Here is a 26931-nt window from a genome sequence, read left to right as displayed (position 1 = left end):
CCCACGAGCTGCGCTGGTGTAGTGCTGTGGCTGAATGCCCATCCGCTGCCGACAAACAGGGACAGCCCAAGCCATAGTGCCAGAAGGATTTGTTTCATGGTGCGCATGGGTATCTCCTAGATGGGTATTGTGTGGAGCTGTTGGTCTGCTTGCGCATGGCATGTGTCAATATGCTTCACCTCGTTGCGGTACCTGACCGCTCTACGATGCGGGTTGATGCTGGCCCAGCCCCAGGCTGCTGAAGCAGCTTGCGATATGGAGGGCAGTATAGCAGCGGAAAGGTAGTCTTGCTTCAGCCTAGATGCGCAGATCTGGCGGGCATGTCACCTTCAGCCGGATATCTAGGGTATTGACAGCGGATGCGATTGCCTCTATAGTATTTGCAACTTATTGGTTGCACATGAGAGGAGAGCGTATGGCGCAGCATGCTGTGGAACGGGATATCTGGATCGCCGCGCCGCGCGAGCGGGTGTGGCAGGCCATCACCGACCCCGTGCAGATGGAGCAGTGGTTTTCGCCGGGCACCGCGTGGCAGATGCCCGCGCTGGAGGTTGGCGGCAAGCTGTTCACGCGCGACCCGCAGACCGGGGCCGAGCTGTACACTCAGATCATCCAGCACGTCGACCCGCCCCAGCATTTCGCCATCCAGACCCTCCCCGACGCCTCGGGGGCCTATCAGGTGACGGCCTACGCGCTGCGAGCGGAGGGCCAGGGCACGCGCCTGACGGTGACGTATACCGCCCATGGCGACAGCGCGCCTGCCGACTGGGAGAATCTGTCGCAGCAGCATGCCGTGGGCTTTGGTATGATGCTGGAAAATGTGAAGGCGCACGTAGAAGGGAACACGCTGCCGTACCCTCAGGGTTTCTGACGCATGGCTGCGCGGTGCGCCAGAGCGCGGGCGGCGGCGGCAGGGTAGATGCCAATGCTAGACAGAGATGCCATAGACCGCCAGCAATCCGTTTTCGAGGCGCTGGCCGACCCAATGCGCCGCAGGCTGCTGCTCAACCTAGCGGAGTATAGCCCGAAGACCGCCACCCAGCTGGCCCAGGAGTACCCGATCACGCGCCAGGGCATTCTCAAGCACCTGACCGTGCTTGAGCACGCCGGGCTGGTGGCGGTGCACCAGGCGGGGCGCGAGAAGCGCTACACGCTCACCCCCGAGCCGCTGGGCGAGCTTGAGCGCTGGGTGAGCGCGGTGGGTGCCACGTGGGATGCGCGGCTGCTGCGGCTCAAGGCCTGGGTCGAGCGGGAGCAGCCAGGCGAGTAGGGCAGCGCACATCGGCTGTCCAGATCGTTTGCGTGCCCATAGTTGGTCTACGTGATACAGCTGGAGGAAACCGAGCATGTCGGTCTATACAGAAGAAGAGCTTCGCCCGTTGGCATCGCTGATCAGCAAATCCGAGAAGGCGCAGCAGAAGGTGGCGGAGGGCACATGGCAGCACCGCATGCTGCACCAAAACTTGCGCGCGCTGCGTCTCGCGTCGGCGCTGCTACAGGCGCATCCCGGCGTTGCGTCATCATGTGGGCCTGAGGAGCTGCAGGAGGCCGCCCGCACGCTGGCCGCGATGATCGCCAAGGTGGCGCAGACCCAGGAGCAGTTTGCGCCCGGCACCGCCCAGCACACCCTGCAGCGCAACCGGCTGCGGGCGCTGCGCATCGCCGAGGAGCGGGTGCGGGCGGCGCTGTAAACCGCCTGATCCGCAACGTAGCCTTTTTGCCAAAAAACAGAGGCCCGCCCTGATCGCGGCGTGACTTGACAGGATACGAACAAATGTACTATAGTGCGCCGTTAGTCTTTTTGCCGTGCCAGTGCGGCGCGGCCCCTGCGAAAGGCGCACCTCTATGCCACAGCACATCACCATCCCGCCCTACGACAGCTATGGTGTGGCGACCATGGTCATCCACCAGGGCACGATCTACCTTGGCCATTTCGGCGGCTCGTGCGGGGATGACGGGGCCATCCTGCCCACCATCCAAGAGCAGACGCGCCAGACCTTCCGCCACCTGGCCGAGGCTCTGCGCTCGGTTGATGCCGACCTAGCCAGCCTGCTCAAAGTGACCGTCATCCTGCGCGATATTGCCGATTTCGACGGCATGCACGAGGCCTGGAGCGAGATCTTCCCCACCGAGCCGCCCGCACGCACCACGATCACCAGCCAGTTTGTCGACGACTTCTGCCGCATCCAGGTGGATGGCGTGGCCTGCCAGGGTTAGTACACTGCCCAACGAATTATTGTGAGCGCCGAGCTACTGAAACGAGCGCACATACTCCTCAGCGCGTTCGGCGCTCATCCCCAGGTATCGCTGCACATAGCTCACCGCCGTGCCGACTAGGCCCGAACGCACAAGCTCGCGCACCTGGTCTTCGATCTGCGCGATGGTGAGCAAGCTGGGGTCAAGCCGCAGCCAGTAGCGCTCTATCGCGGCCCTCGCATCATCGTCGAGTATGTACGATTCCATATACCCACACGAGCGGCAAATAAAGTGCGTGATTTTGCCTAGAGTCTCTGCTGCGATCCAGATCTGCTGAGGCTGGCGGTTATGCCATGCTCCGTCGGTATAGATCGTGTCGGCGTGGCAGCGTGGGCAGATGCCCTGGCGGATGCTGCTTTGGCCGGGCGGTGGCGTGGGCAGCAGGCGGTCGCGCAGCGGCGTGGCGCTGGGCGGGCTAGGCAGGCGCTGGGTGGGGCCGGTGGCGGCGGGCGGATCTGGCAGGCGCTGGGTGGGGCCGATGGCGGCGGGGCGCACTGCGCTGCCGCAGGTGTGGCAGAATAGCGCGTCGAGCGGCAGGATGGCGTGGCATTTCTGGCAGATCATGGGTGCTCCAAGGTTAGGATTGCGACAGAGGTATGGCGCCACCTCACCGCAATAGGCGACTGTCTTTTCGCCCCTGCTGGTTATCGTTCTGTGAAAGATACCGCAGCAAAAAGAGCGATCGTGACGATCACGGCACGATCGCTTTTCTATACGAGTCTGGCGCGCAAAAAGATACATCTCGCCTCGCGACCTACCACCTAGCCGTCTGTGATCCCAGCGGGGCAGGCCATAGGCTCCGAGGCGCGATCATAACCGTGGCATCCTGCCTTTTGACGCTGGCGGTCGGCGATGTGATCGCGAGCCTGGCGCATCAGAAAGCGGCAGAGGCGACATTATCCCTAGTGCCGCCTCTGCCGCTTTCGCTACGCTATGCACGCTATGTAGCAGGTATGTCCTAAAATAAGCAATAACACACGATATATCCACTTTCAACCATCTTAATAGACGATGACTGTCATTTTATCTCGCCAAACATCTATACATACGGCCCTAACCCTGCTATCATAGGCGCTGTCTAAATGAGGAATACCTATGTTTTAGCAGAGGAGGATAGGATGAGACTGCATCGGATCGGTATCTCTGCGCTTGCGGTGCTGCTGCTCGCGCTCTCCACGTCCTACGCCCAGGCGGCTGACCCTGGCGCTGCCTCGCGCCAGGGCCTGCTGCTGACCGCCACGCCCACGCCCACCACCACGCCCACACCCACCGTATCGCCGCCGCTGGTGAGCGTCTCGGTCGTATCCTCGGCCCCGACGGTGGCGGTGGGCAGCACGCTGATCGTCACCGCCACCACGAACCTGGGCCTGCCAAAATACCAGCTGTATGTGATCGATGTCGACACCGGGACGGTGCAGTCGCAGTCCGACCCGCTGCTGACCCCGGCGCAGCCTGGCCCGATCTCGGTCAACTTCGGCGCGGTCTCGTGGACGCTGACGGCGGTGCGGGCCGGGCAGGTGAAGTTCACCGTCTCGGCCACGGGCGAGATCTGCGCGTACCGGCCTGGGCAGGGCTACTTCTGCAACTGGGCCGGTGGCGGGGCCACTTCCTCCACCGTCACGGTCACGGCGAGCACCCCTGCGCCGAGCGAGGCCCCGTCATCCAGCGCCTACCTACCCACGCGCTCGCGCTAGCCGTCGAGCTGTGGCCTGCTGCCCTGGCGGGGCGGGGGGTTTCCCCGCCCCCCCTTTTTGCGCCCCGCGTTCGCCCCGGCGCAGCAGGTGCGGCTTTAAGCGCGCATCGTCCCCATCTCGCGCCGATGTGCGTGATGCGCCGCAGGGGCGGGTCTTGTGTCCGCCCGCATCGCGGCCATCGCGTACCCACACCGATGATGACGATGTGGGCAATGCGCCGCCACGCCGTAGGGGCGGGTCTGGTGTCCGCCCGCATCGCGGCCATCGCGTACCCACACCGATGATGACGATGCGATGCGCCGAACTCGGTGTTTCAATCCCCTCACGAGGATTAGGTGATTCCGAGGTCGCGTAGCCATCCGCGTGACTCACTGTAGTATGCCTTAGTTTCAATCCCCTCACGAGGATTAGGTGATTCCGAGCGTTAAGATCGCGTTGCCGATGGTCAACCAGGCCGAGCTGTTTCAATCTCCTCACGAGGATTAGGTGATTCCGAGCTAGATTCGTGAGAACCAGCACCGCCTTGACTGTCTGTTTCAATCCCCTCACGAGGATTAGGTGATTCCGAGGCATGGCCTTCGCCGGGTCACGCGGCTGGCACCGCATGGCCGTTTCAATCCCCTCACGAGGATTAGGTGATTCCGAGCCTGCACGCCAGTCCGGTCTGCAAGGAGTTCAGCAAGTTTCAATCCCCTCACGAGGATTAGGTGATTCCGAGTGCGCGGCCTTATTTGCCCATACCCGTGGATCTGTTGGTTGTTTCAATCCCCTCACGAGGATTAGATGATTCCGAGGCAATGGCGATTATACCATCTACTAGATTATCTACGAAGTTTCAATCCCCTCACGAGGATTAGGTGATTCCGAGGACAGGTTGGGGCGGTGGTCGGAGCGCTTCTCGACCGTTTCAATCCCCTCACGAGGATTAGGTGATTCCGAGAGCACCAGCTTGATCTAGAAGCAGTGATTTAGATTGTTGTTTCAATCCCCTCACGAGGATTAGGTGATTCCGAGCCTCCTAAAGTTTCCCAAGTAGGCGCGCAACCTCGTCCGTTTCAATCCCCTCACGAGGATTAGGTGATTCCGAGGTCGCCATAACGGAGATCGGCAACGGCTATGCAGCGGGGGCCGTTTCAATCCCCTCACGAGGATTAGGTGATTCCGAGCGCCGCTACTACGGCGGGGGAAGGGACGACTACGAAGTTTCAATCCCCTCACGAGGATTAGGTGATTCCGAGGCAGGAGAACTGTTATGTTTACTATCCTTTCGTCGCTGCCGGTTTCAATCCCCTCACGAGGATTAGGTGATTCCGAGTGAAAACCTTGACCGAAGCGTCGGCACAGCTATTCGTTTCAATCCCCTCACGAGGATTAGGTGATTCCGAGGGTCTTCTTTGCTCATCTCAAGTGAGAACATTGGTTTCAATCCCCTCACGAGGATTAGGTGATTCCGAGCTCACCCAGAAGTGGATCAGGAAGGGCACTGATTTGTTTCAATCCCCTCACGAGGATTAGGTGATTCCGAGGGCGCCCCTATTTTAGCGCATTGGGACGCCCTTGGCAAGACAGTTTGCGCGGCATGGCCAAAATTGGCCGATTTTTCCTAACGTCAGTCATTGAAAACAGTGTTATCCGGCGTCACAGAGCCAAGCGCGGCATATTTGGGGTGAGCCACGCGCTCTATGGGCGCGCGGAACGTACAGTTTGCCGCATCACAATGGGACATGTGGCCTGTGTGCGAAAATAATCGGTATGCAGCTATTAAGGTGCGCCGATGGAGCTGGGATGTAGGGCTGTTATAGCAGATTGCGGCGGCGCTGTAAAGTGGCTGTCTTCGCCCAGAAGGGCACCAATCTACCCCCAAGACCCTAAGGGAGCGAATCTACCACCCAGACACCGAGGGGACAGAAGCCATGCAACTAGGGGCTGAGCCAATCCTTACCCATGCGGCGAAGGTGGTACTCGTACGAACTGGCCATATGCACGAACACCGGCCGCCAGCATTCGGCATGGGAATGCTTCAAATTGGGGGTTCGAAGGGGGCGGCGCCCCCTGGTGGGGTTCCGAGGGGCGAGCCCCTCGGCGCCGCCCGCGCAGGGCATCCACCCACACCACAACCACCACCGCCATCGCTGATGGGAAACACCTCGAAAAAGTGACACCATGTGAGGTCATCGCCCTCAGCAGGTGTCATCTTTTTGGGTAGGTCAATGGGAAGCGGCAAAGCGCATTATCCGGCATGCCAAGCCATGCACGGCATGTGAGATTGAGAGGCCACAACGGGTTGGTCTGGCCGAGCAGCGCTCCAAGCATTGCCGACGGTTGGCCCGACGCAGACATGCTCAAGAATCTGACATCATGTGAGGGCTAGTCTCCACGACGCCGCCTATGCAGGCATCTGCTGGGGTAGGGTCTATGCCTGCTCGACAGCACACCGCTTCTTTCACCACCAAGACTCTAAGACCCCAAGGAATAAAGCGAACAAGAGGCATGAACGCACGGAGACTCGAACGAAAAAGGAAGAGCAACCTTCGAGCCTTCGCGTCTTTGTGGGGAAGAATCCTCAGCCTGCCGAGAACACATAGGCCCTGCCGTTGAGCGCACTAGGTAGAACGCCTGGTGCTGCTACGCCCACAGGGGCCCGGGCCAGATCCGCATGGGTGGCGCGTGCGTAGAAATTAGCGGTTAGGGTGGGGCCGAAGCGGATGTCTGCCCCAGTGCTGAAACTGATGTGCTATACTTGCGTAAGTTACTTACTTGTGCTATTATAGGCCTCACGCGATTCCGAATCGCGTGCCGGGTGCAGAATGGCCTGCCGCAGCTGATGCCGCAGGCTTTTGTGTGCCTTGTGGATGCGCCTTGAACCAAGCCAGGAAGATAGAGGACGATCATGCTCGATAAGTCTGCCACCACCGATCACGAGATCCACCCGCTGCTGCGCTCGCGCTGGAGCCCCCGCGCCTTCTCGCCCGAGCCGATCCCCGCCGAGATGGTAAAAAGCCTGCTTGAGGCGGCGCGCTGGGCGCCCTCGGCCATGAACGAGCAGCCCTGGGAGTTCATCGTGGTGCCGCGCGAGGATGCCGAGGCCTTCGCGGGCGCGGTCAGCACCCTGGCCGAGGGCAACGTGAGCTGGGCCAAGAACGCGCCGCTGCTGATCTTCGCGGTGGCCCGCCTGACCAGCAGCTACAACGGTGCCGAGAACGGCGCGGCGATCTATGATCTGGGCCAGGCTGTGGCCCACCTGAGCGTGCAGGCCAGCGCGCTGGGCCTGTGGACGCACCAGATGGGCGGCTTCAGCGCCGACAAGGCCCGCGAGGTGTTCGGCATCCCCGAGGGCTACAAGCCCATGGTGGTGATCGCCGTCGGCTCGATGGGCGACGCCGACACGCTGGTGGATGTGCTGCGCGAGCGCGAGCTGGGCCCGCGCGTGCGCAAGCCGATCTCGGCCTTTGTGTACGAGGGCAAGTGGGGCGAGCCGGCCAAGATCATCGGCTAGCCGCTGTGGCATGGCTGCAGGCGCACCGCATGGGGAAGCCCATGCGGCGCGCTTTTTTATGCGCGCACCTCGGCCACCTGGCTGCGCCGGAAGGCCACCGCCACGCGGCCTCGCTGCAGCGGGTAGGCCCCACGATCGAAGACCGCGCCGTCGTAGCCGTGCTGGTCGATCCACCACTCGGTGGCGGCGTCGGTGCCTAGGTCAAGCCCGAGCTTGGCGGCGTCGGCCTGCATGCGCTGGCTGAGCGCGCGCCACTCGCCCGCGCGGATCTCCAGCGGGTTGCGCATCTGGATGCGGTAGGTGGTGAAGAGCTTGCCGGTGACGCCCGCCAGCATGGTGCCGCCGAAGGCCTCGGCCAGCACCAGCCCGCGGCCCACCGGCGTGCGCTGCTGGGTGGCGTTCTCAAGCCGAAAGACGCTGTGCACCACACCCTGGCGGGCCCATGTTTCTGCCTCGCGCGCGTTCAGCTGCCGCACCTGCTCGTTGAGGTCCGACACGCGACGGACGCGCGGCGGGGCCATCAGCTGGATCTGGGGTATGGGCAGCTGCTGCTCGGCGCCGCGCCCATCCACCCAGCGCGCCCCCAGCACCTGCATGGGCGGGTCGCTGGCAACGCGGTAGGTGAAGCCGCGACGCGTGCGCCCCTCCTCGGCGTATGACTCGGCCCCGATCTGCACCTGCAGCCGCAGCCCCTGGCCGAAGCCGGGCGCGGCGAACCACTCGCGCACGATCCGGAAGCGCACGCATATGCCCGATCCAGATCCGGCCCACCCGTCGGCGATCTTCTCCCACCCGTCGCTGGTGGTGGCGCTCCAGCCGCCCACCACCGCGCGCAGCGGGGCGTAGAGCGCCACCACCTGGCTCTCGTCGGGCGGGGCCTCGCGCCGCCACAGGCCGGGCGGCACGGCGTGGCTGGTGGCCAGCCGGATGGTGCCGCCGATCACGGCCTGCTCGACGCGGGCGTTGGCCAGCCGCACCGTTGCGCCGGTGGCGGCTGGGATGCTGCTCTCCTCGGGCGGGGTGCCGCCTAACCGCAGCGGGTTGCCGCACTCCACGCAGAATCGTGGGTCGCCAGGCGGCAGCGCTGCGCCACACTGGCCACAAAATTTTGGTGCGTTCGTCATACCCCTATTATGACACAGGTGGTCGCATCCCCGCACGGCGGATGTGCTATCATCCCCCCGTTCATGTTTTCATCTGACGAATCGAGGTTGTACCTTGGAGCACATTCGACCGATCCGCCGACATCATGTCACTGTGGCGGGCAACATTGGCGTGGGCAAGAGCACGCTTGTGGGTATCATCGCCGAGGCGTTTGGCTGGCAGCCCTACTACGAGCTGGTGGCCGATCACCCCTATATCGATGACTACTACCGCGACCGCGAGCGCTGGGGCTTTCACTCGCAGCTCTGGTTTTTGACCCAGCGCTACGAGCAGCACCAGGAGATCGCAGACACGCCGATCTCGGTGCTTCAGGACCGCAGCATCTACGAAGACTACGAGGTGTTTGTGAAGAGCCTGCTGGAGCAGGGCATCCTCACGCATCGCGACTTCCGCACCTACCGCCAGCTGTTCAACGCGCTGATCCGCAGCATCACCCCGCCTAGCCTGATGATCTACCTGCACGCCAGCGTCCCAACGCTGCAGGCCCGCATCAGCGGGCGCGACCGCTCCTACGAGCGCACCATCCCCGCCGACTACCTTGAGCAGCTGAATCACCGCTACGATGAGTGGATCCGCAAGTTTGAGGTCTGCCCGGTGCTCACGATCGAGACCGATGGGCGCGATTTTGCCCACAATGTCGAGGATCGCCGCGATGTGCTGGATCTGATCGCGCAGACGTTGGGGATGCGCGGCGTGGTGCAGGAGCGGCTGATGCCCTAGGTGGCACGCCAACGCGACAGCCGGGGAGGGCTGTCGCGTTAGGATGGAGGCGATAGAGCCTAGTACAGCTTGGCGTAGGGCGGCGGCCGTGTGGCGCGCACACCCGCCAGGGCCGTCTCGAACTGGGCCTGGCTGGGGGCCATCACCGGCCCGATGAAGCCCGAGCCGCCCTTCAGGAAGGGCGCGAGCGTGGGTAGCGCATCGGAGACGTTGTAGTAGATCGCGGCGTTGAGCGCCAGATCGTTGGGCGCGAGGCCCGCCACATCGCGGATGAGCGACAGGTGGACAGCCTCGCTGGCGGCGTGCTGGGCGGTGGTGGCGGCCAGTTTGCCCAGGCCGGCCTCGCCGAACACGCGGGTGGCGGCCAGGTACGCGCCCACAAAGGCGGTCTCGGCGGCCAGCCCGGTTTTCACAAACACATCGGCGTCGCTCAGCACCGTGGCGGGAACATAGAACTGCTGGGTCAGCGACTTGCCGCCCAGTGTGCCCAGCACGGCCAGGTGGTAGTGCTCGGCGTCGAGCGCGAGCCGGAAGTAGTCGAGCGCCTCGTCATCAATGTCGAAGGTGGCGCTGGTGATCACGCTGTAGTAGAAGGTGATTGCAAGGGTCTCGGCGGTGGCGGCCAGGTTGGCGATCGTCTGCGGATCGTCGTTTGCTGCGGCTGCCTGGGCTGGGGTCATACCAAAGGCGGTGGCGAAGCTGGCGATGGTGAGGCCACCGCCGATCCCAGCGGTGCTGGTGAGGAACTTGCGCCTTCCCGTGAGGTTGGTGGACGACATCGAGTGCTCCTTCTCGCATCAGCGCGTATCGAATGCAATCAGACGTTAGCATTTTACCGAGATTCTTGCGTAAAAACTAGCGTTGATTCTTTCTTCTTTAAAAATGCTGTTATAGCCCTGTTATGTGTCTGGAATGGGCTTTATATCGATTGTGATGGAAATATCACGCGATGTAATCGTTTTCAGGAAAATGAGACTATGATGAGATTCTGTAGTAAATATTATTTGTGTTGCTAATTTTATTAAAATGTAGTTTTAATACGGAAATAAAGCTAGAAAATGTAATTCAAAATAGCGACAAAATGTTCTTAAAATGACAGGTTATCGATGCGAAACTGCGATCTTGTTTGCAGAAATGTCTTTTTTTAACACGAGTGTGACCTGCGTGCCCACCCCCAGCTCGCTCTCGATCATCAGCTCGCCGCCGTGCGCCCTGGCCAGCCCCTGCGCGATCGAGAGGCCCAGCCCCACGTTGCCGCTGCCCGCGCCGCGCGCGCTGTCGGCGCGGTAGAAGCGCTCGAACACGCGCGGCAGGTGCTCGGGGGCGATGCCTGCGCCGGTGTCGCGCACCTGGATCAGCGTGCGCCTGCCCTGTTCGGTGGCGCCGATGGCGATGCTGCCGCCCTGCGGGGTGTAGCGCAGCGCGTTGTCGAGCAGGATGAGCAGCACCTGGCGCAGTCGTGTGGGGTCGGCCCAGGCCTGCGCCGCGCTCGGCTCGGCCAGCAGCCGCACCCCGCGCTCCTCGGCCAGCCGCCCCATCTGGCGCGCCACATCCTCGATCAGCGGCCCAAGCGCCACCAGCTCTGGCTGCATCCGCATGTTGCCGCTGTCCAGCCGCGAGAGCGTGAGCAGATCATCCACCAGCCCGCCCATATGGTCGCACTCGGCCAGCAGGTCGCCCAGGATCTCGCGCTGGTCGTTGCTGGCGCTTGCGCGCTGGGCCACCTCGGCGCTGGCGCGGATGAGCGTGAGCGGCGTGCGCAGCTCGTGGCTGGCGCTGGCGATGAAGTGCTGCTGGCGATCCCAGGCGATCTGGGCGGGCCGGATGGCGCTGCCCGCCAGCCACCAGCTGCTGAAGGCCACGAGCACCACGCTGATGCCGCCCAGCCCCACCAGCGTGAGCATGAGCTGTCCGAGGGTGCGCTGCTGGTCGCCGAGCGGGCGGGCCAGTTGGATGGCGGCGACATCGCCTAGGCCCACGCGGTGGGTCAGCAGCCGCGTGGGCGTGCCATCGGCGCTGCCGGTGCGCAGGTCGCTGCCGCTGGCCAGGGCCTGGGCCAGCGCCGCGCTGTTGGGGCTGATCGTGCTGGTGGGCCTGCCCTGGTCGTCCAGCACGTGGCCCTGCGCGTCGAGCAGGATCACACCGATGGCGGCTAGCTCAGTCTCGTAGCTGCCGTCATCGTCCTCCTCGTGTCGCTCGCTCTCTTTCCCGCGCCCGCCGCGCAGCTCACCGCTGGTGGCATCTACCAGCAGGCTGCCGCCTTTCTCAAAAGCGACCTCGTACACCGCTGCGCCGTGGATGCGGATCAGTTTGGCCTCGCGGGCCTCGCGCCCAGCTGCCGCCGTGGCGATCTGCATGGCGCTAGCGGCGCTGATCACCGCGCCTTCCCCGTGCTCTTCCCCCGCCGCGCCGCCGTGGATCTGGTTGATCACCTGGAGCTGCTGAACGAGCTTGATCTGCAGCGCGGTGTCGGTCATGCGCTGGAAGTAGCTAGCCAGCATGCTGTACGCGCCGCCGCCCAGCAGCAGCAGCAGCGCCAGCGCGGCGCAGGCGTACAGCGCGGTGAGCCGCCAGCGAAGCCCGTTAAGCATGGTTTTCCTCCAGCCGGTAGCCGATGCCACGCACGGTGGCGATCAGGTCTCGCTCGCCGGGGGCGTTGAGCTTGCGCCGCAGGTAGGAGATGTAGACATCGACCATGGAGATCTGCACGTCGCGGTCGTATGACCAGACATAATCGAGGATCTGCTGGCGGCTGAGCGACTGGCCAGGGTGGCGCAGCAGGAATTCGAGCATGCTCCACTCGGTGGGGGTCAGGTCAAGGGCGCGCATGCCCCGGCGGGCCGTGTGGGTGCGTAGGTCGAGCACCAGGTCGGCGGCGCGCAGCTCCTCGCCGCCGATCGGCCCCTGCGCAAAGCGGCGGCCCAGGGCGCGCACCCTGGCCAGCAGCTCCTCGAAGGCGAAGGGCTTGACCAGGTAGTCATCCGCGCCGCTGTCCAGCCCCAGCACGCGGTCCTCCAGCTGGCCGCGAGCCGTGAGCATGAGGATGGCGGTGGGCGTGCGGGCGGCCCGCAGCGCGCGGCAGATCGCGGGGCCGTCGCGGCTGGGCAGCATCCAGTCGACCACCAGCACCTCGTAGATGCCCTGGAGTGCCAGATCCAGCCCTTCCTCGCCGTCGGCGGCGGTGTCTAGCGTGTGATGCTCCTCGCGCAGCACGCGGGCCATCAGCCGCGCCAGCCGGGTGTCATCTTCTATCAGTAGTAGTCTCATTGCGCCTCAGTATAGATTTCAAAGATTGGAAAAAGATTGGAAAACCCCGCGATGTTTCCAAAGAAATTTTAAGCTCGCGCCGCTATCCTGTGTCCAATGCGCCCGAGGGGGCAGCAGAAGCGGGCTGAACGACGAGGGCGATATGACGAATCGTATGATGCTTGGCCTCTCCGCCGCATTCACGGCATGTGTGCTGGTTATTGTAGGCGCGCTGGTGGCTATTTCAACCTTTGCCAGCGCGCCCGACGCGGCGCAGTCCACGCCGTTGCCAGTGGCCACCGATAGCACGCTGGCCTACCAGCAGGCCTTGGCCGAGGCCAACGCCAAGCTAGAGCAGGCCAACCGCCAGATCGAGGCGGCCAACACGCGGCTGGCCCAGCCGCCCGCCGCCAGCGCGCCCGCGACTAGCGGCGTGGCGCTCAGCGCCGAGCAGGCGGCGGGCATCGCCAGCCAGGCGGCGGGCGGCGCGCAGCCCAGCGGAGCCGCGCAGCTAGTGCGGCTTCAGGGCCAGCTGGCCTATGAGGTGCCGTTTGACCAAGGCAAGGTGTACGTCGACGCGCGGAGCGGCCAGGTGCTGGCCAGCACCATGGCCAGCGCTGCGGGCGGCCAGGGCGCGCAGCCGTCAGACATCACGCAGGATCAGGCCGAGCAGATCGCGCTGGCGACCTACAGCGGCCAGGTTTGGCGCACCGAGCTGGAGGAGGAGGACGGCCAGCAGCTCTACGAGGTGCGCTTCGCCGATGGCGTGGCGGTGTATGTGGATGCGGCCAGCGGCCAGGTGCTGGGCATAGGCGGCGAGCACGAGGGACGCCGGGGCGCGGGCGAGCGAGAGCATCAGGACGACTAGCACTGGGTTTCCAGCTTGACATAGCATGAGAGATAGCATCATGAAAAAACAACAGACATCACGTGCGAAGTCGTCGGGTATCGGCATGCTGCTGGCCTCGGCGGCGGTCGCGGCCACCGTGGGCTGCTGGGCCGCGCTTTCCAACCCAGCCGAGGCCACGCAGGTGGCGGCCAATCCCAGCGTTGACCCGAGCGTGGCGCTGCTGCCGACCACAGCACCAGTGGCCACGCTGGTGCCGGTGGTCAGCCAGCCCGCCGCTGCAGCCCAGCCCACCGCCCAGGCCGATGTGCCCGAGGTGACACTGCCCACCGCTGTGGCGAGCGCGCAGTCGACGATGCCCGCCCCCAGGGCGCGCACGCGCTCATCGCGCTAGAGAGGAGCCAGCCATGGGCGAGATAGCGTTTCGCGCGATGGGGTCGCATATGTTGGCGATCGTGGAGCGCCTGCCGGATGACGCGCCGCTGCTCCGGCAGGTGCCCGCGTGGTTCCAGGGCTGGGAGCTGGTGCTGAGCCGCTTCCTGCCCGAGAGCGAGCTGAGCTGGGTGAACCGCCGCGCTGGTCGCGCCACCGTGGTCAGCCCGGTGCTGGCCGAGGTGCTGGCGCTGGCGCTGGATGTGGCCCAGGCCACGGGCGGCCTAGTGACGCCCACCGTGCTGGGCGCGCTTGAGGGTGCGGGCTACGACCGCGACTTTGCGCAGGTGCGAGATGTACTTGTTCAGCCGCCGCACGCGCCCGCCGCTGTGCCCGACTGGCGCACCGTGAAGCTTGACCGCTGCCGCCGCACGGTGCTGCTGCCCGAGGGCGTGCGGCTCGACCTGGGCGGCGTGGCCAAGGGCTGGGCGGCCAAGGCCGCGCTGGCGCGGCTCGCGCCCTACGGCCCGGCCCTGGTGGATGCGGGCGGCGATATCGCCGTGGGTGCGCCGCCTGCGCCGGAGGGCCTGTGGCCGGTGGCGGTGGCCAGCCCCCTCGCTCCGAGCGAAGACCTGGACATGCTGATGCTGGCCCACGTAGGCGTGGCCACATCCGGGCGCGACCTGCGGCGCTGGCTGCGCGGCGGCCTGCCTCAGCACCACCTGATCGACCCGGCCACCGCCCGACCCGCCGTCACCGATGTGCTGAGCGCCACCGTGGTCGCCCCCGACCTGACCATGGCCGAGGCCGCTGCCAAGCTGGCCCTACTGCGCGGCAGCGAGGCCGGGCTGGCCTGGCTGGAGTCGCGCCCTGGCCTCGCTGGGCTGCTGGTGCTGGAGGATGGGACTGTGCGCACAAGCCAGCGGATGTCGCTGTACCGCTGGGCCGACCGAGAGGAGCCGAGCTATGTCCGCTAACCCAGTCCAGCGCCCCACGGCCACCCCGCCGCGCGCGCCCGACCAGATGACCAAGGTTCAGCCGCCGAACCACGCTAGCCAAGCTGCCTTGGTAGCGCTCGGCACGGCACTTGGCGTGGCAGCAGCGCTGGCGCTGCTGCCCCAGGTGCTGCCGGGGCTGCGCGGCTCGCTGCTGGGGGCCGAGCCGAAGGCGTTCTGGTACCTCTCGCGCAGCAGCGCGGTGGTGGCCTACGCCCTGCTGTGGCTCTCCATGGCCTCGGGCCTGCTGATCTCCGACCGCTTCGCCAAGCTCTGGCCGGGCGGCCCCGCCGCCTTCGACCTGCACCAGCAGTCCAGCCTGCTGGGCCTGGCCTTCGGCCTGTTCCACGCGCTGGTGCTGCTGGGCGACCGCTACATCCAGGCCAGCCTCGGCCAGATCCTTACGCCCTTCGCCTACCCCCAGGAGGCGCAGCTCTGGGTGGGCCTTGGCCAGATCAGCATCTACGGCATGGTGATCACCTGCGCCAGCTTCTACGCGCGGCAGCAGCTCGGGCGGCGCGCGTGGCGGGCCATCCACGCCATCAGCTACGGCGTGTTCGCGCTCGCCCTCGCGCACGGCCTGATGAGCGGAAGCGACACCACCCAGCCGTTCATCCAGGCGATGTACTGGGGGAGCGGGGCCAGCGTGCTGTTCCTCACCTGCTACCGCGTGCTGATGCTGACGCTCGCGCGGGCGGGCGAGGGCGGGCGGGCGTTGGGTTGACTTTCAAATATGGAGTAGAATACACTTCTTATAAACTAAGAAGAAGTGTATTCTACTCGTTAATGGCTTTCAATATAATATCTTTTGGTGATGGGTTTCCTCTACTCATAGTGCGTATATAAAGAGCAATTAGCCTGTGTAAATTTGGTGAAGTATCTTTACTTTTTCCTAGTTGTTCCCAAGAGAGATAACTTACTAAATTATTGTTGAAGTTTTGTTGATAAGCAGGTTCTTTGAAGATAGAATCATCGTTAGAAGATTGCATATATTCACCAATGATATCGCCGCAAACTTGAAGGAGTTCATTAGATGCGATTTCATTTTTTGGATTAAATATATTAATGACTGCTTGAGTCATGTTTTTAGGGTGTATATTAGAGCCATTTAATTTTAGTATACCCCTTATTATTTCTAATACAACCATGTAGAATAAGAATCGCGTCTGTCTTCTCGAAGATATTTCAGCAGTGCGCCCGAACTTATATAGATCTGCACATTTTTGAATGAGGTAGGCTGCATAAAAATCTTCTACTGTAAGTAGATCATCTGAATCTTGAGGGTTGAAGATTCTACGGAATATGGTTCCATTTGGTAGAAAGGCAGAATTTCTACTCATAGCTACACCTGCTTCACCAAGCCACCCGGAACCATATACTTTGATTAAGTCAAAAACGTTAGTGTGTTCATGGTATTGTTTTTGATTGGGATGCTGTTTCTGATATGCCCTTTGAGATTCCCAACCTCCACGTTGCGTTTCCAAATAGATATTGTATAGATCTCCCATCATCTGTGAGAGCTTTCGGAAGTCTGATGTAAGTGCTAGAAAGTCTTTTTCTCGAACTGCATTCTGATTGTTTGTATATCTAGTAATTTTTTCAAGAAGCTCATCTCCAGAGTTCCCAACCCTTACTATTTTTGCAATGACAATCCCTTGCTCTGCTTGAGCTTTCCAAGAAAGTAACTCTGCATTCTTTCCTGTACCACCAGAATTAAATTTTTGATGAAAGACATCCCATATGGTTCGGCTAGTTTGGCAGCCATTTACAATATATGGCTCTATAAGGCTAAAATTTCCATTGCTGCCTGAGAAGTTTTCAACTACGATGGTTATGCCATTGTTATAAAGGCCAAATTGTTCAGGGGTTTTCTGTAGCGTTTCATACATAGACCTATTTACTTTTCCTTTTGCTCCAAGGAACTTACGGACATTTCTCTCATATAATCGGTCGAGATCTCCTGTTATTTTTCGATATGATTTCAAAAATCCATAAAGGTTACGCAATGGGATGGCACCAACTAGAAGATCTTTTCCAGAGAATGCTAAATCAGCATTTATGGTTATTCTAACTTTTGATTCGCCTGATATAGGCTCTTCTAGTATTCTTTTATAGATTGTATCAATAGAAACCGTTTCAACATCAAATATGTTGCCGAGGTGCATCCTTCCGATTTCTTGAACCTTGGTGAGGTATTTCTTCTGAGACGAGTTTAGAGCTTCTTCGGTTGCAAATACTAGAATTAATCTATCTGATGGACTTCTGTTCAAAAGAAAGTTTTGAAGCATTTTTAAAAGACTATCTGCTATAGAAGATAAATCTGATCTGTCTCCTTTGAGAGTATCTATAACTTTTATGCTTTCGTCTAGTATCGTTTTTGTTCCACGGAAGGCACTACCGTATTTACTTTGTATTAGATACCAGGTATCGCCATAGTTTGAAATTTTGTCATTTTCTATTTCTTCTGGTTCTGATCTTCTCAAGTAAGCGATGTCAATACCACCATCACCTTTACCATCACAATAAATAATATCGTCATCAGAGTCATTAATATCAAGCCATTGAGTGATTAATTTTCTTGAGAATCTGTTTCCTAGCTCAGAAGTGGAAGGGCTTCCTTCAAGGATATCTTGGAGCCATTCCTGACGATATTCTTCAAATGATGGTTGAGTTATCATAGCCTGCTCCTCTTATCTTAACGACTACAACGAAATGAGAGAATATTACCATTGAATACCGCTACATGTAAATAGTGAGAATTGATGTTAGGCTAGGATTGTCCTTCTTTACTTCTTCGCCATATTCGCCCACTCTCCCTCCTTGGAGTCTTAGAGTCTTGGTGGTAAATGCCTCCCACTCCCTCGCGCTTTCGCGTCTTCGTGGTGAAAAAAACCGGTGCTAAAAAGGCCTACCTTGTCAACCGCCGTGCCGCGCTCTATAATGCCCATGGTGGCCTTGGAACAGAGGATATATCTCGTGGCAACGCTTTCTGATATTGCGCCGTTCGCAGCTGCCCTGCGCGCCAACGTCGAGCGCGTCATCGTCGGCAAGGCCGAGTCGCTCGACCTGCTGCTGGTCGCGCTGCTGTGCGGCGGCCACGCCCTGCTGGAGGACGTGCCCGGCGTGGGCAAGACCATGCTGGCCCGCGCCATTGCGATCTCGCTCGGCCTGGAGTTCCGGCGGCTCCAGTGCACCCCCGATCTGCTGCCCAACGATGTGCTGGGCGTCTCGATCTTCCGCCAGGACACCGGCGCGTTCGCGTTCCAGCCGGGGCCGGTCTTTACCCACATCCTGCTGGCCGACGAGATCAACCGCGCCACCCCGCGCACCCAGAGCGCCCTGCTGGAGGCCATGGGTGAGGGCCAGGTGACGGTGGATGGCACCACGCGCCCGCTGCGCGCGCCCTTCTTCGTGCTGGCCACCCAGAACCCAGTTGAGTACGAGGGCACCTTCCCCCTACCCGAGGCCCAGCTCGACCGCTTCCTGATCGAGGTGGCTATGGGCTACCCCTCCCCCGCCGACGAGCTGCGCATGCTGGATGTGCTGCGCGGCGCGCACCCCATCGCCGTGCTTGGCCCGGCGGCGGATGGCGCGCTGCTGCCCGCGCTGCAGCAGGCGGTGTGGGGCGTGCACGTCGAGCCGTCGCTGCGCGAGTACATCGTGCGGCTGGTGGGGGCCACCCGTGCCCACCCCGACCTGGCCCTGGGCGCAAGCCCGCGCGCCACTCACGCGCTGTTCCGCGCCGCCCAGGCCCTGGCTGCGCTGGCTGGCCGCGACTACGCCCTGCCCGACGACGTGAAGCGCCTTGCCGGGCCGGTGCTGCGCCACCGCCTGCTGCTGCGCCCCGAGAGCGCCCTGCGTGGGCGCACGGCGGCGGCGGTGCTCGACGCGGTGGTGGCCGAGACGCCGCTGGACCTGGGCGACCTGGGCGCGGCGGGGCGGTAGCGCGCCATGGACGATCTCTTCTGGCTCACCGTGGCGCTGTTCGTGCTGGCCGCCGCGCTGCGCAGCGAGCTGTTCTTCTACCTGCTCTATCTGGTGGCGGGCCTGCAGATCGCGGCGAGGCTGTGGGTCTGGCGCGGCGCGCGCCGCGTCTCGTGGCGGCGCACCGCCCCGCCCGCCGCCTTCCCCGAGGAGCCGCTGGAGGTCGAGCTGGAGATCGCGAACGCCAGCCTGCTGCCCCTGCCCTGGCTGGCCATCCACGAGAGCATCCCGCCCGCGCTGCGCACGCCCCCGGCCATCCGCGAGGTGCTCTCGCTGGCCCCCGGCGAGCGCCGCACGCTGCGCTACACGCTGGCGGGCCAGCAGCGCGGCTACTACCGCCTCGGCCCCATGCGCGTGGAGCTGGGCGACGTGCTGGGTTTCGGCGAGCAGTCGGTGCAGGGTGATTCCACCACGCCGATCACGATCTACCCCCGCGTGCTGCCCCTGCACGAGCTTGGCCTGCCCGCCGCGCTGCCCTACGGCACCATGGCCGCCCAGCGGCGCCTCTTCACCGACCCGGTGCGGCCTGCCGGCCTGCGCCCCTACCAGCCCACCGACGGCGTGCGCCAGATCGACTGGAAGAGCACCGCGCGGGTGGGCGTGCCCATGGTGCGCCGCCACCAGCCCGCCATCGCGCTGGAGACCATGGTGGCGCTGGCCTTCTCCCCCGACGACTACCCCCGCCGCTTCGCCTACGACCTGATGGAGCGCGCCGCGTCCGCCGCCGCATCCATCGCGGTGTTCCTGGGCGAGCGCTCGCAGGCGGTCGGCCTCTGCGCCACCGGCACCGACGCCGCCACCGGAGCGCCGCTGGCCGCCATCCCCAGCGGCGCTGGCCGCGCCCACCTGATCGCGCTGCTGGGCGCGCTGGGGCGGCTGGAGCCAGCCCAGGGCGCGGCGCTGCCCGCGCTGCTCTCTCAGGCCGCATCCGGCCTGGGCTGGGGCGGCACCCTGGTGGTGATCACGGGCCGCTGCGACCGCGACCTGCTCGCGGCGCTGCTGCCCATGCGGCGGCGCGGCCTCAGCGTGGCCCTGGTGCTCGCCGAGCCTGCCCCCGAGGATCTGGCCCTGCCCCGCGCCCACGGCATCGTCCCCTTCGCGCTCTGGAAGGATGGCAGGCCCGAGCGCGGGTAGGCGGCTTCATCGCGCCGAGATGGGCGGTGTGCTCCCGGTATTGTGCTGCTTGCTCCCATGCCGTGGGAATAGCCCCCCCTAACCACCACCTCCAAAACGCCAGCCGTCTTTCCTCGTCCTCTGGCTGAACGTCGCCGCCCCCTGCATTCGCTACCATTGCCGATGATGCGGTGTCTCGCGCGAAGTCCGGTACATCTTCATTGGTGTACTGCTCCCAGTGCCGTATATCTCCGAGAAATTCGGCGTTGAGTGCTTCATAGCACGCTTTGAGCGCCGTATCACATGCATAGTAGACCGCGAGCGATACATCATCACGTTGAGCTGTGAATTCCTCCTCAATATTGCCGACAACATACCAGAGATCGCCGATTTCCTGCCAAACAGCGGATACGTCGGCTGTTTGATCGAGAACCGCTTCAGTGAGGGCTATCAAGTGCTCTGGGAGCGCATTATGGTCAGGGAGATGCGTTGGGATTTCTGTCCAACAACAAAAGGGGACAACGACTCACATGGTGTCACTTTTGTAGGCGAGGCTTTTGGAAGCAGTAAAACGCGCAATCATGGGTGCCGAGCCACGCATATCGTATACACTGAGCCAATCTATGATCGTGGCCCACCAGCCCACCTTTCCCATGCGGCGAAGGTGCCGCACATGTTTTGATGGCCATATGCACGAACACTAGCCGCCATCATTCGGCATAGGAATGCTGTAAATTGGGGGTTTCGAAGGCGGCATCGCCCCCTCGCGGGGTTCCTAGGGGCTGGCCCCTAGGCGCTGCCCGCGCAGGGCATCCATCCACCAGCACGCGGAACCGTCATTATTGAGGCCGCAGTAGGTCGGCCCCACCGGGCAACGCGGCAAGCATTGCCTACGATCGTCCCGACCCCAAAACGATGCGGAAACATCACCAAAAGTGACACCATGTGAGGGCTACGCCCCCGCCCCGCCCTCGTCATACACCACCGCCCACCCAAACGCGGGCGTGAGCGCGCCGCTCACCGCATCCTGCGCGACGCCGAATAGCCCCGCCACGAACCGCAGGTTGGCTGGCTCTCCCGTTCGCACATCCTCGCAGCGCACGGGCGCGCTGGAGATCGCCGACGGGAGTTGGCCCATCCCCGGGCCATTTCTGGTATCCTCATCCGCCTGCGATGCGCGCAGCCGCTGGCTCCAGCCCGTCATAAAGGTGTTTGGCACCAGCGTCGATGCCCGCATGACGCGCTGGCTGAGAAGCATGTGTTTCCTGCGGTAGCGTTTTCGAAGCGCTTGCCGCGCTATCTCATCCTCGGCGGCCTCCATCGCCTTCTCCTCCTCGGCCTCAAGCACGGCGATATCCTTGAGGAACTGCTGCGCCTTCTCCTCGGTCGGCCTCTGCGATGTGGTCATGTAGGGGAACAGCACCTGTATCCATCCCGTCATCTCTTGGACAAGCGACCCGCTGCGGTAGTGGAAGAACGACTGCCAGAACGCGCGGTCCACTTTTCCCTCGGCGCTGGCCACCAGCTCGTCGAGGATGGGCCGCAGTTCGTCGACCCACCACTCCAGGCCGTACTCGCCTAGCGCCAGGGCGCGCTGCCGCACCGACTGCCAGTCGGCGGGCGTGCCCAGCAGCGTGATCGAGGGGATGCCGCAGCCGACGCGCATCTCGTACTCGAAGTATGCCTGGAACGCATCCATCATCAGCACCTCGGTGGCGGCGCGCTCGACCGCGCCCGTGGTGGAGAAGTCCGCCACTAGCAGGCGGCGCATCCCCTCGCCGATGCTGGCCGCGATCTGCTGCGAGAACGCGCTGAACACCTCCTCCCACGGGTTCTCCTGGCCCAGCCGGAAGTCGCTGCGCTCGACGACCAGCGTCTTCTTTTCGCTGAAGTCGACAAAGCGCTCGCGCAGCTCCTCGGCGTGGATGGCCATGTGGTTGGCGAAGCCCTGCGCGATGCAGAACCAGATGATGTCGGGCGAGAGCACCAGCGGGCGGTGGTCGTAGAAGGCGCAGCGGGCAGCGGACACCAGCGCGTGGCGGTCGTCGCAGATGACCAGCGACGGCAGCGGGCCGATCTGCTCGACTTTGACGGCGAGCGTGGCGCGTATCGTTTCGGGGTGGGGCAGCGTGGGCAGCGGCTTGGGCGCGAGTGCCACGTCGGAGACGGCGAATGCGATCATGGCGGTGGCTCCTTGTTCGTTGGGTGCGCCGGATGAGGCGTTCGGCGCAGGTGCGGTAGCGTTGCGAGTGCTTACCCGATCATAGGGATACTCTAGCTTTGCAGAAGGCCTGCGCTAGTATCCTTGTCTCTCTGGCTTCAGATTATCGTATGCCACCGCCCACCCAAACGCGGGCGTGAGCGCGCCGCTCGCCGCATCCGGCGCGACGCCGAACAGCCCGCCGATAAAGCGCAGTTCATCGGTGGCAAAGGGCGTGATGAGTGTTATTGGTGCGCTGCAGAACCCCACAGGGAACGCCCGCGCCGATAGCCCGTAGTTGCGTTTGGTGAATGCGATTCGTCGTTTGAACACGTCGTCGGGCATGTCCGATGGCGGCTTGTCCAGCGGCGATTGTTGGATGATCGCCGCGGCTTGGGCGGCGCGCAGACGCTCCCGCCACTGTGGCAGGCGGGGGTTTGCGTAGGGTTTTGCATCGCCTTCTTTGAGGTAGGGAAACAATGTGTGAACCCAGCCAGTGATCTCCTCGCCCTCCCACCCGCTGCGGCGGTGAAAGAACGATTTCCAGAACGCGCGGTCCGTCTGTCCCTCGGCGCTGGCCACCAGCCCGTCGAGGATGGGCCGCAGCTCGTTGACCCACCACGCCAGGCCGTACTCGCCTAGCGCCAGGGCGCGCTGTCGCACCGAGCGCCAGTCGGCGGGCGTACCCAGCAGCGTGATCGAGGGGATGCCTTCGCGAGGTCGGATTGGTATATCCTCTGTTGGCTCGCTATAGCCAAGCAAGAAAACCTGGAATTCAAAATAGTATTGAAAAGAGTCCATCATTGCCACTGCCGAGGCAGCCTGCTTTGTTGAATCGGTCGTAGTGAAGTTGGCCACAATCAGGCGGTGCATTCCCACACCCATGTTGGTCTCGATCTGCTGCGAGAAGGCATCAAATACTTCATTCCATGGGTTCACACGACCGATGGCAAAGTCATCGCGCCGCACTTCGAGCCGCTTCTTGCCTTGGTGGTCGACGAATCGCCCGCGCAGCTTCTCGGCGTGGAGCGCCATGTGGCTGGCGAAGCCCTGCGCGATGCAGAACCAGATGATGTCGGGCGAGAGCAGGAGCGGGCGGCGCTTGGTGAAGGCCTCCACGGCGGCGGCGATCAGCGGGTGCTCCTCGCCGCAGATGGCCAGCGGCGGCAGTGGGCCAATCTGCTCGATGGGGTAGGGCAGCAGGTTTGTGATTGCCGCTGCGCTGTCGATCACGCGCAGCGGCTGGGTGTTGGTTAGGACGTTGGCGACGGGGAAGGTAGTCATGCGGCGGCTCCGTTGTTGCGGCGGCGGGCGGTGGGCGGCTATGCGCCGCGCTGGATGGATCGTTGGGCTGGGCAAACGAGGCGTTGGGGTACGCCGACGCCCCGTTTGCTATGCGCTACGCTTTGTTCGGCAGCCGCTCGCCCACCATTGCCCGCAGCTCGTCTTGCTCGGCGGGGCTGAGCCAGCGCTTGGGCAGGGTGTAGCGGTGCGACTTGCTGGCTAGCACAAAGCAGCGCGGCAGGTCGTGGAACCGGCTGAACATCTTCCAGTCGATCCGCTGCTCGATCTTGCGCTGGTGGATGGTCATCCCATGCTCGTCGAAGCTGATTACCATCGGCTGCTGCATGTCGGGGTTCGCTCGCAGGTTTTGCCGGAGCCTCCACAGGCTAATCGGTGCATCCAGCAGCAGTAGCGCAGCAAAGAGGAAGCATGCTACCATCAAGCTGCCATAGTACAGGCTTTGCATTGCTCCCAGGAGTAGGAACAGTACACCGCACATGAGCAACAGCACTCCCCCGACATACTTCATAATAATACGTGGGCGGCTGAGGCTGCGCACGTCACGGAGTGTCTCGATCAGATCTTCTTCTGTCCAGCCTGCTCGGATGGTGAGTGGTTGCATGGCTTCCTCTCGCTATTGCTGCGCTGCTATTGCTGCCAGATTCTGCTGGATGGCGCGGCTGTGGTGCTCTTTCACCTCATCGACAAAGGTCTGCCAGAGCGCTTTGCTTTCAAAGGCGCGGCTCGGCACAATGATAGCTTGAGCTGCACTGACAAACAGAAACATATGCGTATCATTCAGCTCGATGCTGTCTATTCCACCCCAGCGGTAGTTTGTTTCGGAATATCGCGTGATTAAGTGTAGCTGCTGCGCGGTTGGGGTGAGGCTCTGTCGGCCAAGCAATTTTTGATAGACGCCTTTTTTGATCTGCCCTTTGAGCGTATTGCCAATATAGTATTTTGAGAAGACCAAAATGTAGATAGCCATCGAGAAACTTAAGGCTGTTAGCCCAAACAGAGAGACAAAGACGAAGACGTTATCATGTGTAATCAGGAAAATTATTCCAAGTAGGAAGGCAAATAGAAGAAAGGTGAAACCAGTAGTGCGGATATTAGCTTTGACAAGTGGCACATGGGCGATGCTGTAGTGGTTAAAGGCGTAGATGTCTTCTTCGGTGATGTTGTAGGTGGCGGTCATGTGGTTCCCTCTGCACAAAAAAGAATGCTTGGATAGATCGTCGATGGCTCCCAATGACGGGTTGTTTGTTGCTAGCGCTTGGCTCAACGTTGCCAATACATCGTCGAAGTTATGGTACGATAGCTGCCCAACCGCGCCTATCATAGCACGGCTGCCGACCGCCTGTGCAGCCTACCCTGTGGGGCTAGGCCCCAGGCCCACGCCAAGGTACAACACCATGCACATCCTGTTTCCCAGCCTGCCCATTGCGCCCACCAGGCCCGACCCTGACTACGAGGCCGAGTACGAGGCTGCGCGCGCCGCCGGGTTCTCGTGCGCGCTCTACGAGCTAGAGTCGCTGCGCGCTGGCGATCTGCGCGGCTCGCTGCGCCGCTGCCCCGCCGCGCCCGAGGCTGGCGAGCCGCTGCTCTACCGTGGCTGGATGCTGAGCGACACGCAGTACGCCACGCTCTACAGTGCGCTGGCCCAGCGCGGCTATCAGCCGCTTACCCCGCCCGAGGCCTACGCCGAGGCGCACTACCTGCCGCTGGCCTACGCCCATCTGCGCGGCCACACCCCCGAGACAGTGTGGATGGACGGAAGCGATACGGGGAGGGCCTGGGAGCTGTACGGCCAGGTGTCCGATGCCCCGGCCATTCTGAAGGATTTTGTGAAGTCGGCCAAGCATCGCTGGCGCGAGGCCTGCTACCTTCCGGCCCACACCACGCGCCCCGACTTTGAGCGCACGCTTGCGGCGTTTCTCTACGAGCGCGGCAGCCTGTTCGAGAAGGGGCTGGTGCTGCGGCGCTACCACCCGCTGGTCGAGCTTGGCCAGAATATGCAGGGCCAGCCGATCCACGAGGAGTACCGCCTGTTCTGTTTCGATGGGGCGATCATTGCGCACGCGCCCTTTCGCGACCCCTCGGCGCTGGATGCGAACCGTGGGCTATGGCAGGATCTGGCCGCGCGCTTTGCCAACCGCTTTATCACGCTGGATGTGGCGGCGCAGGAGGATGGCTCGTGGCTGGTGGTGGAGGCGGGCGATGGCGGGGTGTCGGGCCTGCCGCTTTCGATTGAGCCGGATGCCTTCTACTCTGCGCTGTATCAGGCGTGCGCCCAGGCGTAGCGCTCATTTGTTGCCTTGATCAAAGCAGGCAGGCCGCATGAGAAATCATGCGGCCTGCCTTTCATTCTGGCGATAGGCTATGGTGCTATGATCAGCGGTAGATAGATGCTATGCGCTGCTGGCTGTGGTGCTACTGTTGGAGTGGCAGTAACGCTGGGCGTTATGGTCGGGGTCTCGGGCGTTATGGTCGGGATCTCAGGGGTAATGGTCGGGGTCTCGGGCGTTATGGTCGGGGTCTCAGGGGTAATGGTCGGGATCTCAGGCGTTATGGTCGGGGTCTCAGGCGTTATGGTCGGAGTCTCAGGCGTGGCGGTCGGGGTCATAGTGGGGGCCACCCACGCGCCCACGCTGGCCGAAGGCGGCTGCGCGTCGGCGGTGGCATAGTCGGCGGCAGCGCCTGCAGTCGTCGACTGCCCGCTATAGTGCATCGAGCGGCGCAGCTTCAGCGTTTTGTAGCTGCTCGGGCACGTTCCGCCAAACGAAGCGGGCAGCGGGTCGGTGCACGGGATACTTTGGTTGATCCACACGCCCGCCGAGCCGATGGCTTTGCTGTCTCCGGTGCACTGCGTGGTCGATGGGGTTGCGTCGTCGAGGTAGTACGAGGTCGGCTGAAGCCCTGCGATGTCGCTTTCTACCGCGTAGCTTTCGACAATGCTCCCCGGCGTGCCGCTGATCATTGCCCAGGCTAGATTGCTAGCTGTGATCGTCTCCTCTACGCCGTCGACGGTCACACCCGCTGTATTGTTTGAGTTGGCGTAGGTCATCCCCACGGCCTGATCGCTCCAGTCGAAGAAGTCCATGATCCCTGGGACGCTGTGCACGCGCAGCGCGGTGCGCATCTCTTGGTGCTGGCCGTAAAAGAGATGGTCGCGCTGGGTCAGCGGGCCGCTGTTGGCCCCAACATACGAGCGGATGGCCCGCACCGGCCCGCTCTTGTTGGCGATGAACGCACCGATCGGGTAGGGCGACACGCCATTCGAGAAGGTGTTCTCGCTGCGCCCGCAGTTGCCAGGGGCAAACAGCACCTTGTGGCGGTCGAGCAGATCGGCTGAGGTGCCATTCGTGCCGGTGAGCCATAGCTCGTCGTTCACCCAGCGGTCAGTGAAGTGGGTCTGGTAGGTCTGGCCTACCACTGTCGAGCTTTCGGGGTTTGGCCCAGTGCTAGCCATTGGGTTGGTGTAGACGCTCTTGTAGGCCCCGCCGTTCAGCGCGAAGCTGTACGACACATAGCTGGACCCCGCCGTTTGGTCGAGCGTG

Annotated in this window: 25 protein-coding genes, 1 pseudogene and 1 CRISPR repeat array; of the genes and pseudogenes, 14 read left to right on the top strand and 12 right to left on the bottom strand. The window is 62.5% G+C overall.

The genetic code is table 11. The annotated features are described in order from the left end of the window. The first annotated feature begins 301 nt into the window (after positions 1-301). From F8S13_01730 to F8S13_01715, 4 genes are all read left to right on the top strand, one after another. Positions 302-871, top strand: a complete 570-nt coding sequence (locus tag F8S13_01730; protein ID KAB8145824.1) for an SRPBCC domain-containing protein — start codon at positions 302-304, stop codon at positions 869-871. A gap of 54 nt (positions 872-925) precedes the next feature. Beyond that, positions 926-1270: a winged helix-turn-helix transcriptional regulator gene (locus F8S13_01725; GenBank protein KAB8145823.1), complete on the top strand. Its 345-nt coding sequence runs from the start codon at positions 926-928 to the stop codon at positions 1268-1270. A 76-nt stretch (positions 1271-1346) separates the two neighbouring features. Next, on the top strand, positions 1347-1691 hold the full coding sequence (locus F8S13_01720) for a hypothetical protein (protein KAB8145822.1): 345 nt from the start codon (positions 1347-1349) through the stop codon (positions 1689-1691). Between the two features lie 154 nt (positions 1692-1845). Beyond that, entirely contained in the window at positions 1846-2217 is a 372-nt protein-coding gene (locus F8S13_01715; GenBank protein ID KAB8145821.1) for a RidA family protein, read from the top strand. A 33-nt stretch (positions 2218-2250) separates the two neighbouring features. On the opposite strand, the gene F8S13_01710 is transcribed toward F8S13_01715, so the two are convergent. Then, complete coding sequence (locus F8S13_01710; protein ID KAB8145820.1) at positions 2251-2820, bottom strand: hypothetical protein; 570 nt, start codon at positions 2818-2820, stop codon at positions 2251-2253. A gap of 554 nt (positions 2821-3374) precedes the next feature. Here F8S13_01710 and F8S13_01705 point away from each other — a divergent pair. Together F8S13_01705 and F8S13_01700 are read left to right on the top strand one after the other, a co-directional pair. After that, the gene (locus F8S13_01705) at positions 3375-3950 is read left to right on the top strand and encodes a hypothetical protein (GenBank protein KAB8145819.1); all 576 of its coding nucleotides are present in this window, start codon (positions 3375-3377) and stop codon (positions 3948-3950) included. A gap of 310 nt (positions 3951-4260) precedes the next feature. Then, a CRISPR array of direct repeats spans positions 4261-5476; the repeat unit is 36 nt; unit sequence GTTTCAATCCCCTCACGAGGATTAGGTGATTCCGAG. Positions 5477-6840: 1364 nt separating this feature from the next. Continuing rightward, a complete protein-coding gene (locus F8S13_01700) occupies positions 6841-7446 on the top strand; it encodes a nitroreductase family protein (GenBank protein KAB8145818.1) in 606 nt (201 codons plus the stop codon). A 56-nt stretch (positions 7447-7502) separates the two neighbouring features. Here F8S13_01700 and F8S13_01695 read toward each other — a convergent pair whose 3' ends face one another. Then, the gene (locus F8S13_01695) at positions 7503-8570 is read right to left on the bottom strand and encodes a zinc ribbon domain-containing protein (protein ID KAB8145817.1); all 1068 of its coding nucleotides are present in this window, start codon (positions 8568-8570) and stop codon (positions 7503-7505) included. Positions 8571-8682: 112 nt separating this feature from the next. On the opposite strand from F8S13_01695, the gene F8S13_01690 reads away from it, so the two are divergent. Then, positions 8683-9330, top strand: coding sequence for a deoxynucleoside kinase (locus tag F8S13_01690; protein ID KAB8146082.1), 648 nt, complete (start codon positions 8683-8685; stop codon positions 9328-9330). Positions 9331-9389: 59 nt separating this feature from the next. Here F8S13_01690 and F8S13_01685 read toward each other — a convergent pair whose 3' ends face one another. From F8S13_01685 to F8S13_01675, 3 genes are all read right to left on the bottom strand, one after another. After that, on the bottom strand, positions 9390-10109 hold the full coding sequence (locus tag F8S13_01685; protein ID KAB8145816.1) for a ferritin-like domain-containing protein: 720 nt from the start codon (positions 10107-10109) through the stop codon (positions 9390-9392). Positions 10110-10430: 321 nt separating this feature from the next. Next, a complete protein-coding gene (locus F8S13_01680; GenBank protein ID KAB8145815.1) occupies positions 10431-11921 on the bottom strand; it encodes a HAMP domain-containing histidine kinase in 1491 nt (496 codons plus the stop codon). After that, a complete protein-coding gene (locus F8S13_01675) occupies positions 11914-12597 on the bottom strand; it encodes a response regulator transcription factor (protein KAB8145814.1) in 684 nt (227 codons plus the stop codon). Before F8S13_01675 ends, F8S13_01680 begins: the two co-directional genes overlap by 8 nt. Before the next feature lie 142 nt (positions 12598-12739). On the opposite strand from F8S13_01675, the gene F8S13_01670 reads away from it, so the two are divergent. The 4 genes from F8S13_01670 to F8S13_01655 are packed head-to-tail and all read left to right on the top strand — an operon-like array spanning position 12740 to position 15514. Next, positions 12740-13444 (top strand): PepSY domain-containing protein, encoded by a 705-nt coding sequence (locus F8S13_01670; protein ID KAB8145813.1) that lies wholly within the window; start codon positions 12740-12742, stop codon positions 13442-13444. 40 nt (positions 13445-13484) lie between these two features. Beyond that, positions 13485-13817 carry a hypothetical protein gene (locus tag F8S13_01665; GenBank protein ID KAB8145812.1) on the top strand — a complete coding sequence of 111 codons (333 nt, stop codon included), beginning with the start codon at positions 13485-13487 and terminating at the stop codon, positions 13815-13817. A gap of 13 nt (positions 13818-13830) precedes the next feature. After that, the gene (locus F8S13_01660) at positions 13831-14772 is read left to right on the top strand and encodes an FAD:protein FMN transferase (protein ID KAB8145811.1); all 942 of its coding nucleotides are present in this window, start codon (positions 13831-13833) and stop codon (positions 14770-14772) included. Beyond that, on the top strand, positions 14762-15514 hold the full coding sequence (locus F8S13_01655; protein KAB8145810.1) for a hypothetical protein: 753 nt from the start codon (positions 14762-14764) through the stop codon (positions 15512-15514). The genes F8S13_01660 and F8S13_01655 overlap by 11 nt, the downstream gene beginning before the upstream one ends. A 52-nt stretch (positions 15515-15566) precedes the next feature. Here the strand turns inward: F8S13_01655 and F8S13_01650 are convergent, their stop codons facing one another. Then, complete coding sequence (locus F8S13_01650; protein KAB8145809.1) at positions 15567-17468, bottom strand: AIPR family protein; 1902 nt, start codon at positions 17466-17468, stop codon at positions 15567-15569. A gap of 268 nt (positions 17469-17736) precedes the next feature. On the opposite strand from F8S13_01650, the gene F8S13_01645 reads away from it, so the two are divergent. Together F8S13_01645 and F8S13_01640 are read left to right on the top strand one after the other, a co-directional pair. After that, positions 17737-18735 (top strand): AAA domain-containing protein, encoded by a 999-nt coding sequence (locus tag F8S13_01645; protein ID KAB8146081.1) that lies wholly within the window; start codon positions 17737-17739, stop codon positions 18733-18735. A 6-nt stretch (positions 18736-18741) separates the two neighbouring features. After that, on the top strand, positions 18742-19908 hold the full coding sequence (locus tag F8S13_01640; GenBank protein ID KAB8145808.1) for a DUF58 domain-containing protein: 1167 nt from the start codon (positions 18742-18744) through the stop codon (positions 19906-19908). Here the strand turns inward: F8S13_01640 and F8S13_01635 are convergent. From F8S13_01635 to F8S13_01615, 5 genes are all read right to left on the bottom strand, one after another. Then, positions 19796-20383, bottom strand: coding sequence for a hypothetical protein (locus F8S13_01635; GenBank protein KAB8146080.1), 588 nt, complete (start codon positions 20381-20383; stop codon positions 19796-19798). The two genes, F8S13_01640 and F8S13_01635, sit on opposite strands and share 113 nt — an antisense overlap. A 456-nt stretch (positions 20384-20839) precedes the next feature. Next, a complete protein-coding gene (locus tag F8S13_01630) occupies positions 20840-22069 on the bottom strand; it encodes a DUF4419 domain-containing protein (GenBank protein ID KAB8145807.1) in 1230 nt (409 codons plus the stop codon). A 114-nt stretch (positions 22070-22183) separates the two neighbouring features. Further along, a complete protein-coding gene (locus F8S13_01625) occupies positions 22184-23371 on the bottom strand; it encodes a DUF4419 domain-containing protein (GenBank protein ID KAB8145806.1) in 1188 nt (395 codons plus the stop codon). Positions 23372-23486: 115 nt separating this feature from the next. After that, positions 23487-23993 carry a YcxB family protein gene (locus F8S13_01620; protein KAB8145805.1) on the bottom strand — a complete coding sequence of 169 codons (507 nt, stop codon included), beginning with the start codon at positions 23991-23993 and terminating at the stop codon, positions 23487-23489. Positions 23994-24005: 12 nt separating this feature from the next. After that, positions 24006-24713 (bottom strand): YcxB family protein, encoded by a 708-nt coding sequence (locus tag F8S13_01615; GenBank protein KAB8145804.1) that lies wholly within the window; start codon positions 24711-24713, stop codon positions 24006-24008. A gap of 73 nt (positions 24714-24786) precedes the next feature. Between F8S13_01615 and F8S13_01610 the strand changes: the two genes are divergently transcribed. Continuing rightward, complete coding sequence (locus F8S13_01610) at positions 24787-25674, top strand: hypothetical protein (protein KAB8145803.1); 888 nt, start codon at positions 24787-24789, stop codon at positions 25672-25674. A gap of 119 nt (positions 25675-25793) precedes the next feature. Here F8S13_01610 and F8S13_01605 read toward each other — a convergent pair. After that, positions 25794-25991 (bottom strand): annotated as a pseudogene (locus F8S13_01605) (outer membrane autotransporter barrel domain-containing protein). Positions 25992-26931: the final 940 nt, after the last annotated feature.

The organism is Chloroflexia bacterium SDU3-3, assembly GCA_009268125.1.
Classification (GTDB): Bacteria; Chloroflexota; Chloroflexia; order Chloroflexales; family Roseiflexaceae; genus SDU3-3.
Note: the sequence above shows the minus strand (reverse complement) of the source record. Positions and strands in the feature narration are given on the sequence as shown.

What these genes read in the sequence shown, in the direction of transcription:
- F8S13_01730 (KAB8145824.1), top strand. Translation starts at nt 302, where the DNA reads ATGCGCAGATCTGGCGGGCATGTCACCTTCAGCCGGATATCTAGGGTA.
- F8S13_01725 (KAB8145823.1), top strand. Translation starts at nt 926, where the DNA reads ATGCTAGACAGAGATGCCATAGACCGCCAGCAATCCGTTTTCGAGGCG.
- F8S13_01720 (KAB8145822.1), top strand. Translation starts at nt 1,347, where the DNA reads ATGTCGGTCTATACAGAAGAAGAGCTTCGCCCGTTGGCATCGCTGATC.
- F8S13_01715 (KAB8145821.1), top strand. Translation starts at nt 1,846, where the DNA reads ATGCCACAGCACATCACCATCCCGCCCTACGACAGCTATGGTGTGGCG.
- F8S13_01710 (KAB8145820.1), bottom strand. Translation starts at nt 2,820, where the DNA reads ATGATCTGCCAGAAATGCCACGCCATCCTGCCGCTCGACGCGCTATTC.
- F8S13_01705 (KAB8145819.1), top strand. Translation starts at nt 3,375, where the DNA reads ATGAGACTGCATCGGATCGGTATCTCTGCGCTTGCGGTGCTGCTGCTC.
- F8S13_01700 (KAB8145818.1), top strand. Translation starts at nt 6,841, where the DNA reads ATGCTCGATAAGTCTGCCACCACCGATCACGAGATCCACCCGCTGCTG.
- F8S13_01695 (KAB8145817.1), bottom strand. Translation starts at nt 8,570, where the DNA reads ATGACGAACGCACCAAAATTTTGTGGCCAGTGTGGCGCAGCGCTGCCG.
- F8S13_01685 (KAB8145816.1), bottom strand. Translation starts at nt 10,109, where the DNA reads ATGTCGTCCACCAACCTCACGGGAAGGCGCAAGTTCCTCACCAGCACC.
- F8S13_01680 (KAB8145815.1), bottom strand. Translation starts at nt 11,921, where the DNA reads ATGCTTAACGGGCTTCGCTGGCGGCTCACCGCGCTGTACGCCTGCGCC.
- F8S13_01675 (KAB8145814.1), bottom strand. Translation starts at nt 12,597, where the DNA reads ATGAGACTACTACTGATAGAAGATGACACCCGGCTGGCGCGGCTGATG.
- F8S13_01670 (KAB8145813.1), top strand. Translation starts at nt 12,740, where the DNA reads ATGACGAATCGTATGATGCTTGGCCTCTCCGCCGCATTCACGGCATGT.
- F8S13_01665 (KAB8145812.1), top strand. Translation starts at nt 13,485, where the DNA reads ATGAAAAAACAACAGACATCACGTGCGAAGTCGTCGGGTATCGGCATG.
- F8S13_01660 (KAB8145811.1), top strand. Translation starts at nt 13,831, where the DNA reads ATGGGCGAGATAGCGTTTCGCGCGATGGGGTCGCATATGTTGGCGATC.
- F8S13_01655 (KAB8145810.1), top strand. Translation starts at nt 14,762, where the DNA reads ATGTCCGCTAACCCAGTCCAGCGCCCCACGGCCACCCCGCCGCGCGCG.
- F8S13_01650 (KAB8145809.1), bottom strand. Translation starts at nt 17,468, where the DNA reads ATGATAACTCAACCATCATTTGAAGAATATCGTCAGGAATGGCTCCAA.
- F8S13_01645 (KAB8146081.1), top strand. Translation starts at nt 17,737, where the DNA reads ATGGTGGCCTTGGAACAGAGGATATATCTCGTGGCAACGCTTTCTGAT.
- F8S13_01640 (KAB8145808.1), top strand. Translation starts at nt 18,742, where the DNA reads ATGGACGATCTCTTCTGGCTCACCGTGGCGCTGTTCGTGCTGGCCGCC.
- F8S13_01630 (KAB8145807.1), bottom strand. Translation starts at nt 22,069, where the DNA reads ATGATCGCATTCGCCGTCTCCGACGTGGCACTCGCGCCCAAGCCGCTG.
- F8S13_01625 (KAB8145806.1), bottom strand. Translation starts at nt 23,371, where the DNA reads ATGACTACCTTCCCCGTCGCCAACGTCCTAACCAACACCCAGCCGCTG.
- F8S13_01620 (KAB8145805.1), bottom strand. Translation starts at nt 23,993, where the DNA reads ATGCAACCACTCACCATCCGAGCAGGCTGGACAGAAGAAGATCTGATC.
- F8S13_01615 (KAB8145804.1), bottom strand. Translation starts at nt 24,713, where the DNA reads ATGATAGGCGCGGTTGGGCAGCTATCGTACCATAACTTCGACGATGTA.
- F8S13_01610 (KAB8145803.1), top strand. Translation starts at nt 24,787, where the DNA reads ATGCACATCCTGTTTCCCAGCCTGCCCATTGCGCCCACCAGGCCCGAC.